The organism is Mesorhizobium sp. M8A.F.Ca.ET.165.01.1.1 (assembly GCF_004792065.1).
Taxonomy (GTDB): domain Bacteria; phylum Pseudomonadota; class Alphaproteobacteria; order Rhizobiales; family Rhizobiaceae; genus Mesorhizobium.
In genome coordinates, this window is record NZ_SRTH01000001.1 from 938065 (window position 1) to 947839 (window position 9775).

The following is a 9775-nucleotide window of genomic DNA, read 5'->3' on the forward strand; positions in this document are numbered from 1 at the left end:
GGACCTTGCGCTCAGATATCCGGCGCGTTGCCGATCTTCCGCTTGAGCTCCAGCGCCCAGGCGCGGCCCTCGTCGCCGCCCCACAGCAGCCAGGCGATGTATCCGGCGGAGGGGTTGTCCTCATTGCCGTAATTCTTGCCGCGCTTGTCGACCTCGTGGCGGGCAAAGTAGCTGACCATGCGGCGGATGGTGGACGGCGCCAGCTTCTCGCGGTTCTTCAGTTCGGTGGCCCGCGCGACGCCGATCTCGGTGCCGCCGCGCCCGAACTGCTTGCGCAGCCGCAAACCCTTGGCGGCGTTGTCGGCCACCACTTGCGGACAGCGCAGGTCGATCTCGTCGGTCTCGCTCATTTCGTCCCTCCGTGGTGAAAGCTGTAGCCGATGGAGGGAATGTCGCAAAGCCGGAGCGGTTCCGATGCAGGAATGTCGGAACCGGTTACGGCCAAACGTCCTTAGGGAGCAGAGCAACCGCGCCGGGACGCCGCGCGCGGAACCAAGGAGCCGATCATGATCACCTTTCCCAACGAATCCGCCAAATACCGCACCGCGCGCGAAAAGCTGCTGAAAAAGGAAATCGAGCTGCGCCGCGCCATGGAAGCCGTGGCCGAGGCGCGGCGCACCCTTCCGCCGGGCGGGCTGGTGCCGAAGGACTATGTGTTCGAAGGGCTGGATATCGCCGGCAGGACCGCGAAGATAAGACTGTCGGAGCTGTTCGCGCCCGGCAAGGACACGCTGATCCTCTACCAGATGATGTTTCCGCGCCACCCGCAGGAGACGCGCGAGGTGGCGACCAGCGGCGGCACGGCGAAGCTCGCGCGGCCCGACCAGCCGTGCCCGTCCTGCACCGCGCTGCTCGACCAGTTCGACGGCGCGGTCGGCCATTTGGAAGCCGCCGGCTTCAACTTCGCCGTCGTGGCCAAGACGGCGCTGGAAAATCTGGTCACGCTGGGCCGGGATCGCGGCTGGCGCAACATGCGGCTGGTGTCTTCGGCCAGCAACAGCTTCAAGCGCGACTACAACGCCGAGTCGGCCGACGGTGCGCAGATCCCGCTGCTGTCGGTGTTTCATCGAGATGCTGACGGCATCAGGCATTTCTGGTCGTCGGAACTCGGTTTCGCGCCAACCGAACCCGGCCAGGACCCGCGCGCCATCGGCACCTGCGAGATCCTGTGGAACCTGATGGACTTTACCCCGGAAGGCCGGCCGGACTGGAACGAGCAGCTGCAATATGGCGAGGCGTGCTGCCACTGAGGCAGGCGCGCCCTCGCTGAAACTCTCGCTAAAGTCGGCCGGAACATCGGAAGACCCGCTGCATTGATAGGAGACGGTTTGCGACCCCTTTCACGGATTCGAAGTGCGACCCACACTTAAAAACGTATGGGACCTGGTGCGAGAAAGCGTGGTTGGCTTTGTCGACGACAATGCCCTTAGTCATGGCGCGGCGATGGCCTTTTATGCCGCCACGTCGCTGGCCCCGGTTCTGATAATTGTCGTCGCCATAGCTGGCATCGCATTTGGCCATGACGCGGCACAGTTGGCTTTATCTGCCCAGATATCGGGGCTGATGGGTTCGGAAAGTGCGGCGCTCCTTCAGACAGCACTCGAAGGGGCATCCAGCAAATCATCGGGGACCCTGGCGGCCATCATCGGCGTGGCCACTTTGCTCGTCACCGCCTCCGCCGTGTTTGGCGAGATGCAGCAGGCCCTCAATGCAATATGGAAGGTTGAAGCGAAAGGAAGCTCGCTGTCGCGTCTCTTGCGGGCGCGTGCGGCAAGTCTCGGCCTGGTCGCCGCCCTCGGCTTTATGTTGCTGGTGTCCTTGGTGGCGAGTGCGGCGATCTCCGCCCTGGGCAATTTGATCAGCGCTCATTTGCCGTTCGGCGAATTTGTTCTGAGCGCGATCAACACGTTGATTTCCTTTTCCCTGATCTCCGTGATGTTTGCGGCGATCTACAAGGTCCTGCCGGACCGTGCCTTGGAGTGGCGGGATGTCGCGATCGGTGCTGTCGTGACCGCCGCTCTGTTCACATTGGGGAAGTCGCTTATCGGTTGGTATATCGGCACAAGTGCGCTCGCATCGTCCTATGGTGCGGCCGGAGGGCTGCTCGTCATACTGCTCTGGGTCTATTATTCATCGGAAATCTTTCTGCTCGGCGCGGAGTTGACCCGCGCCTATTCCGTTCGCCATGGGAGCAGGTCCGACCTGGACGGGCGGGTTCAAACTGCTCCCGCTCCGCAAAATCTTGTTTCAATGCGCCGAAGGCCCAGCTCTTCGGGCGCCGTTGCGTTGTTGGCGGTGGCGTGCGTGAGCGCAACGATGACGGCCTTTCTGCTGGGGCCTCGTCGCCCGTAGGGAGAGAGCCGCTGCTCCTCGCGCGAGGAGAAGGGACGCGGCTGGCAACCTCACCGCATCTGCCGCGTTGGGTCTGCGAGGACACCTTCACGGAGCGTTTCGATGAAACCGCATCTCGCCGTTGCCATGCTGGCCCTTGTGGCCGGAACGCCTTCAGCCTTTTCACAGCAGGCGGCCAGCACCTTGCCGGCGGTGTCGGAGAACAAGGTCGACACCGACACCTTCACCAAGACGGTGGTCAGCGCCAACCGCTTCGAGATCGAAAGCAGCAAGCTGGCGCAGAAAAAGGGCGTCGCGGCTGATGTCGCCGATTTCGCCGCGCTGATGGTCAAGGACCACACCAAGGCCGGCCAGGATTTCAAGGCGGCGCTGGAAAGGAGCCAGACCACGGCATCCATCAAGCCCGAAGGCCCGCCGCTGTTGCCGGCAGACCAGGCAATGCTCGACCAGCTCAAGACGCTGGATGGCGAGGCCTTCCAGGCCAAATACATCACCTTGCAGACCGAGGCGCACAAGCAGGCGGTGGCGATGTTTTCCACCTACGCCCGCTCCGGCGACGACCCGGCGCTGAAGGAATTCGCCAAGAAGACGCTGGAGGTGCTGAAGATGCACGAGATGCATTTGAAGGATGTGGCGGCGGTGCATTAGCGGCTGGGCGAGTTGTTCGAGTGCAGGCCATCCTTCCGGCTGGTGGAGCCCCCTTCATTTCGTCATCCACGGGCGGAGCAAGGAGCGCAGCGACGCGGCGCAGACCCGAGGATCCATGCCGGGACTTCAAAGCGTTGCTACAGTGCGGGATTCTGTTCCGCTGCGTCCTCGATTGATGTCGCGGCATGGATCCTAGGGTCTCCGCGACGCCGCTCCGCGGCTGCTTCGCCCTAGGATGACGAAGGTGGGGGTGTCAGGCGCTCTAGCCCCTGGCAAACCCCACACCCAACCTAGCCCTGTGCCCCCACCCGCCATGAATTAAACTGCCCGGCATCACCCTCGGGAGCACCCCATGCCCAAGATCGATCTCGCATCCGTGCCCGTCCGCAAAGGCTCCGGCTACCCCGCGCCCTTCGACGCCCCTTGCGCGACCTGCACGCGCCGGCGCCTCGGCGATGCCGGCGGGCTCACCGATTTCGGCGTCAACCTGATGACCTTGCCGCCAGGCGGCCGGTCGAGCCAGCGCCACTGGCACAGCCATGAGGACGAGCTCGTCTATGTGCTGGAGGGCGAACTGGTGCTGGTCGAGGATGGCGGCGAGACGCTGCTCAGGGCCGGCGACAGTGCTGCCTTCGCCAAAAACAGCGGCAACGGCCACCATATGATCAACCGCTCGGCGACGACGGCTGTTTACCTCGAGGTCGGCTCGCGCAATCCGGACGACGTCATCACCTGCGACATCGACATGATGAGCCCGAGTTCCGATGGGCGGTTTTTGCACAATGATGGAACGCCGTATCCGTGGCAGGGGTGAGCCCCGGGGCGGCGCGCGACGCGGGCCTTCCTTCTCCCCTTGTGGGAGAAGGTGGATTGCCGCGGAGCGGCAAGACGGATGAGGGGTGTTCCAGCTTGGCGCCACGTTCATGCCCGGGCAGCACCTCAGGGGGAAAACGGACGAAACCAGCAACGTCTCGTTCCTTCACGCACCCCTCATCCGTCTCGGCGCTGCGCGCCGATCCACCTTCTCCCACAAGGGGAGAAGGAAGAACCGCGCTGGCGTTCCGTCGTCGCCGCGCTAAGCTCGCTGCAACCCAGGGAGCACACCCATGCAAAAACAAGTCATCGAAGTACCCGTCATGTCGGACAAGGTGCGCTCACTCGGCCTGCCCTGCTCGACGGCGGTGAAGGCCAACGGCTTCGTGTTCATCTCGGCGACGCCGCCGGTGGACATGGTGACCGGCGAGATGGTGCGCGGCGACATCGAGGTCCAGACCGAGGCGTCGCTGAAAGCGCTGAAACACTGCCTGGAAGCGGCCGGCACCTCGCTGGAGAATGTCGTGATGGTGCGCATCTACGCCGTCAATTCCGGCTTCTACAACGTGATAAACAGGGTGTATGCCCGGTATTTCAGCGAGAACCCGCCGGCACGGAGTTTCGTGCCGGTGGCGTCATGGCCGATGGAGTTCGATATCGAGATTGAGTGCGTGGCGGTGGGGTGAGGGGCGCACTACAAGATTCCGTTCGCTGCGGCGGAGACCTTCAATTTGCTGAAAGCGCATGTTATCTTTCTCTTTTGGAAGGCTACTTTCTAAATACCTTTCTGGGGCGGAAATGCGTAGTTTTTGGCTTGGGCTTCCTCGGCTTTTTACAATATTGGCCTTGGGCCTGTTGGCGGCGTCAACGGCTCCTCAATCAGCGGCCGCGGCTTGCCCTGATATTCCCATGGCCGTGGCCGGCCCCATGACGGGAGATTGGGCCGTTTACGGCGAGGAAATGCGCCGTGGCGCTCAACTCGCAGCAGACGACATCAATGCCAAAGGTGGGATTGGGGGATGCAAGATAGCGCTTGTCGTCCTTGATGATCAGGGCACCCCGGATACCGCCATCGGCATTGCCAAGGCATTTGCTAGGGACAGAGTTCGCTTTGTTGTTGGCCACTACAATTCAGGGTCTTCAATTCCAGCTTCGCAAATTTACGCCAAGAACAATACTTTGATGGTCAGTCCAGCATCCACAAATCCCGGGCTTACCGAATTCAAGCTCTGGAATGTTGTTCGCACAGCGGGGCGTGACGATGTTCAAGGGACGTTTGCCGGCGAATACATGGCGGATCATTTCGCAGCTCGGAATCTGGCCATCGTAAGTGATGGTACGCCCTATGGAGACGGCTTGGCGAACAAGGCCCGGAAGGCGCTGCGAGCAAAGGGGCATCCTGAAAAGCTGGCTATCAAGGTTAGATATGATCAGACCAATTTTGGAGACCTGATCGGCAAAATGAAAGCCGCGAAGATCGACGTTGCGTTCTTTGCCGGGTTGGGGGACCAGTTGGGTCGGCTTATTCGTCAAAGTGACGAGGCTGATATGCACCTGCAATTCATCTCCGGTGACGGAGCCATGGTCAAGGGTCTGACTGGCTTGGCCGGGCCGGCTGTTCAGGGGACCCTGATCGTGTTTTCCCCCGAGGACCGGTCCAATCCAGCTGCAAAGGATGTGGTTGCGCGTTTTCGCTCTCAGGGGTTCGAGCCCGAGGCTTATACGTTGAAGTCCTATGCCGCCGTCCAGGTCATCGCCGGAGGTATCGAGATGGCAGGAGTCCAAGCGCCGAGGCTCGTCGCCGCCGCCATAAAATCAGGCAAGCCGATTTCGACCGTATTGGGCGATCTGACGTTCGACGCGAAAGGCGATCGGCGCCAGCCTGATGTGGCGATGTATGTCTGGACGAAACAGGCGAACGGTGGCCTGTCGTTGGAGCCGATGAAATAGGGCCGCTTGGCAGTCCCAACTTGAGATGTGAGCGCTGCCCCTCATCCGCCTGCCGGCACCTTCTCCCCGTGAACGGGGAGAAGAGAGCTAATCGCCTAAGCAAAATACTCCTGCAGCGGCCTGACCTCCAGGCTCCCAGCCTTCAACGCCGCGATCGCCTCCGCCACGGCCGCTGCGCCCGACAGCGTCGTGTAATACGGCACCTTCTGCATCAGCGTTGCCCTGCGTAGCGACTTCGAGTCCGACACCGCCTTCTGGCCGTCCGTGGTGTTGAAGACGATCTGGACCTGGCGGTTGCGGATGGCGTCCTCGATGTGGGGGCGGCCTTCGAGCACCTTGTTGATCTTTTCGGCGACCACGCCGTTTTCGGCGAGGAAGCGGGCGGTGCCCGAGGTGGCCAGCACCTTGAAGCCGAGGCCGGCCAGGCGCTTGACCGCCGGCAATATGCCTTTCTTGTCCTCGTCGCGCACCGAGACGAACAGCGTGCCGGAGCGCGGCAGGTCGACGCCGGCGCCGAGCTGGCTCTTGGCGAAGGCGAGCGCGAAGTCGCGGTCGAGGCCCATGACCTCGCCGGTCGAGCGCATTTCCGGGCCGAGCAATATGTCGACGCCGGGGAAGCGGGCGAAGGGGAAGACGGCTTCCTTGACCGCGATGTGGCCGGGATTCCTGGGGTCGGGCATGGCGCCGTAATGGGAGAAGGCGTCTTCCAGCGTCTCGCCGGCCATGATGCGGGCGGCGATCTTGGCGATGGGCCGGCCGATGGTCTTGGCGACGAAGGGCACGGTGCGCGATGCCCGCGGGTTGACCTCCAGCACATAGACCGTGCCGTCCTTGATCGCGTACTGCACGTTCATCAGCCCGCCGACATTGAGCGCGCGGGCGAGCGCCGCCGTCTGGCGCTCCAGCTCGTCAACCAATTCCGAAGGCAGCGAGTGAACGGGGAGCGAGCACGCCGAGTCGCCGGAATGGATGCCGGCTTCCTCGATGTGTTCGAGAATGCCCGACACGAAGGTCGCCTTGCCGTCGCAGAGACAGTCGACGTCGACCTCGATGGCACCCGAGAGATAGGTGTCGAACAGCAGCGGGTTCTTGCCGAGCAGCGTGTTGATCTGGCCGGTCTTGTCGTTGGGGTATTTCTGCTTGATATCCTCCGGCACCAGGCCGGGCACGGTGTCGAGCAGATAGGTCTGCAGCATGCCTTCGTTGTAGATGATCTGCATGGCGCGGCCGCCAAGCACATAGGAGGGGCGCACCACCAGGGGGAAGCCGAGCTCGCCGGCGACGGTGCGGGCCTGCTCGACCGAATAGGCGATGCCGTTCTTCGGCTGACTGAGGTTGAGCTTGTGCAGGAGTTTCTGGAAACGGTCCCGGTCTTCGGCCAGATCGATCATGTCGGGCGAGGTGCCGAGGATCGGGATGCCCGCCTTCTCCAGCGCATCCGCCAGCTTCAGCGGCGTCTGGCCGCCGAACTGGACGATGACGCCGATCAGTTCGCCCGAGGCCTGCTCGGCGCGCAGGATCTCCAGCACGTCCTCCGCCGTGAGCGGCTCGAAATAGAGCCGGTCCGAAGTGTCGTAGTCGGTCGAGACGGTTTCGGGGTTGCAGTTGATCATGATCGCTTCATAGCCGGCGTCGCGCAGCGCGAAGGCCGCGTGGCAGCAGCAATAGTCGAACTCGATGCCCTGGCCGATGCGGTTCGGCCCGCCGCCGAGGATGACGACCTTCTTGCGCGCAGAGACCTGCGCCTCGTTGGCGAGCGCGCCGGCGAAAGGCACTTCATAGGTCGAATACATGTAGGCGGTCGGCGAGGCGAACTCGGCGGCGCAAGTGTCGATGCGCTTATAAACCGGATGAACGTCGAGCTTTTCACGAATCTTCTGAACGACTTCGGCGTCGGTCTTCGTCAGCGACGCGAGGCGGGCGTCGGAGAAGCCCATGGCTTTCAGCATGCGCAGATTGACGGCGTCCTCAGGAATGCCGTGCTCGCGGATGCGGGCCTCCATGGCGAGAATGCCGGCGATCTGTTCGAGGAACCACGGGTCGATCTTGCACATGGCGTGCACGTCTTCCAGCGAGGTGCCCATGCGGATCGCCTGCGCCACCATGCGCAGCCGGTCCGGCGTCGGGGTGCCCAATGCGGCGCGGATGGCGTTGCGGTCGTCGGCGTGGTTGGCCGCCACGGCGCCGTGGCCGAGGCCGGGGATCTCGATCTCGTCGAGGCCGGTGAGGCCGGTTTCCAGTCCGCGCAGCGCCTTCTGCAGCGATTCCTGGAAAGTGCGGCCGATGGCCATGACTTCGCCGACCGACTTCATGGCGGTGGTCAGCACCGGCTCTGCGCCGGGGAACTTTTCGAAGGCAAAGCGCGGGATCTTCGTCACGACATAATCGATCGACGGCTCGAACGAAGCCGGCGTCGCGCCGCCGGTGATGTCGTTCTCCAACTCGTCCAGCGTGTAGCCGACGGCGAGCTTGGCGGCGATCTTGGCGATCGGGAAACCGGTCGCCTTGGAGGCAAGCGCGGACGAGCGCGAGACGCGCGGGTTCATCTCGATGACGACGAGGCGGCCATCGGCCGGGTTGACGGCGAACTGCACGTTGGAGCCGCCGGTCTCGACGCCGATCTCGCGCAGCACCGCGATCGAGGCGTTGCGCATCATCTGGTATTCTTTGTCAGTGAGCGTGAGGGCAGGGGCGACGGTGATGGAATCGCCCGTATGCACGCCCATCGGGTCGATGTTCTCGATCGAGCAGACGATGATGCAATTGTCCGCTCTGTCGCGGACGACCTCCATCTCATACTCCTTCCAGCCGAGCACGCTTTCCTCGATCAGCACTTCGGTGGTCGGCGAGGCATCGAGGCCGGACTGGACGATGTCGTAGAATTCGGCCCTGTTGTAGGCGATGCCGCCGCCGGTGCCGCCCATGGTGAAGGAGGGGCGGATGATGGCGGGAAGGCCGACATGGTCGAGCGCCTGGGCGGCGATCGCCATGCCATGGCTGATGTAGCGCTGCTTGCGGTCGCCTTCGCCGAGGTTCCAGCGGGTTTCCAGCGCATCGAGCGCGGCGTCGAGATTGTCGGGCTTTTCGGCCTTCAGCGCGGCGCGCTCGGCTTCGTGCGTCTTGCGGTCGGCGTTCTTGACGTCGGTGGCGTTGGCCAGCATCGACTTCGGCGTTTCGAGCCCGATCGTCTTCATCGCCTCGCGAAACAGAGCGCGGTCCTCGGCCTTGTCGATGGCATGGGCGTCGGCGCCGATCATCTCGACATTGTAGCGCTCGAGCACGCCCATGCGGCGCAGCGACAGCGCGGTGTTGAGCGCGGTCTGGCCGCCCATGGTCGGCAGCAGCGCGTCGGGCCGTTCCTTGGCGATGATCTTGGCCACGACCTCGGGGGTGATCGGCTCGATATAGGTGGCGTCGGCCAGTTCCGGGTCGGTCATGATGGTGGCCGGATTGGAATTGACCAGGATGACGCGGAAGCCTTCTTCCTTCAGCGCCTTGCAGGCCTGGGTGCCGGAATAATCGAACTCGCAGGCCTGGCCGATGACGATGGGGCCGGCCCCGATGATCAGGATCGACTTGATGTCGGTGCGTCTGGGCATGTCTGTGAATTCCGTTCGGCAGCGGGCTTGCACAAAAAACCGGGACGGGAAGACCCGGCCGGTTGTGCTCGCGATTCTGGTATCAGGCTAGGAGGGCCTTATAGGGAAGAGTTTTGCCCGATGTAACCCCGAAAATGCGGGTTTGTGTGGGGTTTTACGGCCGGGGCAAAGGCGTTGGGTTTGAATTGGTACCTTGCGGGGCGTTTGCGCTGCCCCTCACCTGCCTGCCGGTGTCCAGCCGATAGATGGGTAACAGATTGAACCGGATACATAGGTAACAGTTCTCCCCCTATGCATCCGCCGCAGCGCCAAGCGGTTTGGTTGGCGCGGCGCTGCGGCGGACGAGCTTCATACGTCTGGTGTCGATGATGCCAAGCGGATAATCATGGAAGGTAAGTGCCCATTGGCCGTCC

General features: G+C 63.0%; 8 protein-coding genes. 6 read left to right on the plus strand and 2 right to left on the minus strand.

Annotation, left to right across the window (positions count from 1 at the left end):
- Nucleotides 1–11: 11 nt before the first annotated feature.
- Nucleotides 12–350 carry a hypothetical protein gene (locus tag EN808_RS04510; protein WP_135915233.1) on the minus strand — a complete coding sequence of 113 codons (339 nt, stop codon included), beginning with the start codon at nucleotides 348–350 and terminating at the stop codon, nucleotides 12–14.
- Nucleotides 351–506: 156 nt separating this feature from the next.
- On the opposite strand from EN808_RS04510, the gene EN808_RS04515 reads away from it, so the two are divergent.
- The 6 genes from EN808_RS04515 (at nucleotide 507) to EN808_RS04550 (ending at nucleotide 5763) form a co-directional block, all read left to right on the plus strand.
- Nucleotides 507–1250 (plus strand): DUF899 family protein, encoded by a 744-nt coding sequence (locus tag EN808_RS04515; protein WP_135915234.1) that lies wholly within the window; start codon nucleotides 507–509, stop codon nucleotides 1248–1250.
- Between the two features lie 148 nt (nucleotides 1251–1398).
- A complete protein-coding gene (locus EN808_RS04520) occupies nucleotides 1399–2352 on the plus strand; it encodes a YihY/virulence factor BrkB family protein (protein ID WP_245525031.1) in 954 nt (317 codons plus the stop codon).
- A gap of 102 nt (nucleotides 2353–2454) precedes the next feature.
- On the plus strand, nucleotides 2455–3000 hold the full coding sequence (locus EN808_RS04525; protein WP_135915236.1) for a DUF4142 domain-containing protein: 546 nt from the start codon (nucleotides 2455–2457) through the stop codon (nucleotides 2998–3000).
- Nucleotides 3001–3352: 352 nt separating this feature from the next.
- Nucleotides 3353–3814, plus strand: a complete 462-nt coding sequence (locus EN808_RS04535) for a cupin domain-containing protein (protein ID WP_135915237.1) — start codon at nucleotides 3353–3355, stop codon at nucleotides 3812–3814.
- Between the two features lie 292 nt (nucleotides 3815–4106).
- On the plus strand, nucleotides 4107–4499 hold the full coding sequence (locus tag EN808_RS04545; RefSeq protein ID WP_135915239.1) for a RidA family protein: 393 nt from the start codon (nucleotides 4107–4109) through the stop codon (nucleotides 4497–4499).
- Between the two features lie 223 nt (nucleotides 4500–4722).
- Nucleotides 4723–5763, plus strand: a complete 1041-nt coding sequence (locus EN808_RS04550; protein ID WP_189343779.1) for a branched-chain amino acid ABC transporter substrate-binding protein — start codon at nucleotides 4723–4725, stop codon at nucleotides 5761–5763.
- Nucleotides 5764–5858: 95 nt separating this feature from the next.
- On the opposite strand, the gene carB is transcribed toward EN808_RS04550, so the two are convergent.
- Nucleotides 5859–9362 (minus strand): carbamoyl-phosphate synthase large subunit, encoded by a 3504-nt coding sequence (carB, locus tag EN808_RS04555; RefSeq protein ID WP_127278035.1) that lies wholly within the window; start codon nucleotides 9360–9362, stop codon nucleotides 5859–5861.
- Between the last annotated feature and the right edge of the window lie 413 nt (nucleotides 9363–9775).

Bases quoted from the DNA above. Each gene is read 5' to 3' on its own strand.
- EN808_RS04510 (WP_135915233.1), bottom strand. From the start codon at position 350: ATGAGCGAGACCGACGAGATCGACCTGCGCTGTCCGCAAGTGGTGGCC.
- EN808_RS04550 (WP_189343779.1), top strand. From the start codon at position 4,723: ATGGCCGTGGCCGGCCCCATGACGGGAGATTGGGCCGTTTACGGCGAG.
- EN808_RS04545 (WP_135915239.1), top strand. From the start codon at position 4,107: ATGCAAAAACAAGTCATCGAAGTACCCGTCATGTCGGACAAGGTGCGC.
- carB (WP_127278035.1), bottom strand. From the start codon at position 9,362: ATGCCCAGACGCACCGACATCAAGTCGATCCTGATCATCGGGGCCGGC.
- EN808_RS04515 (WP_135915234.1), top strand. From the start codon at position 507: ATGATCACCTTTCCCAACGAATCCGCCAAATACCGCACCGCGCGCGAA.
- EN808_RS04525 (WP_135915236.1), top strand. From the start codon at position 2,455: ATGAAACCGCATCTCGCCGTTGCCATGCTGGCCCTTGTGGCCGGAACG.
- EN808_RS04535 (WP_135915237.1), top strand. From the start codon at position 3,353: ATGCCCAAGATCGATCTCGCATCCGTGCCCGTCCGCAAAGGCTCCGGC.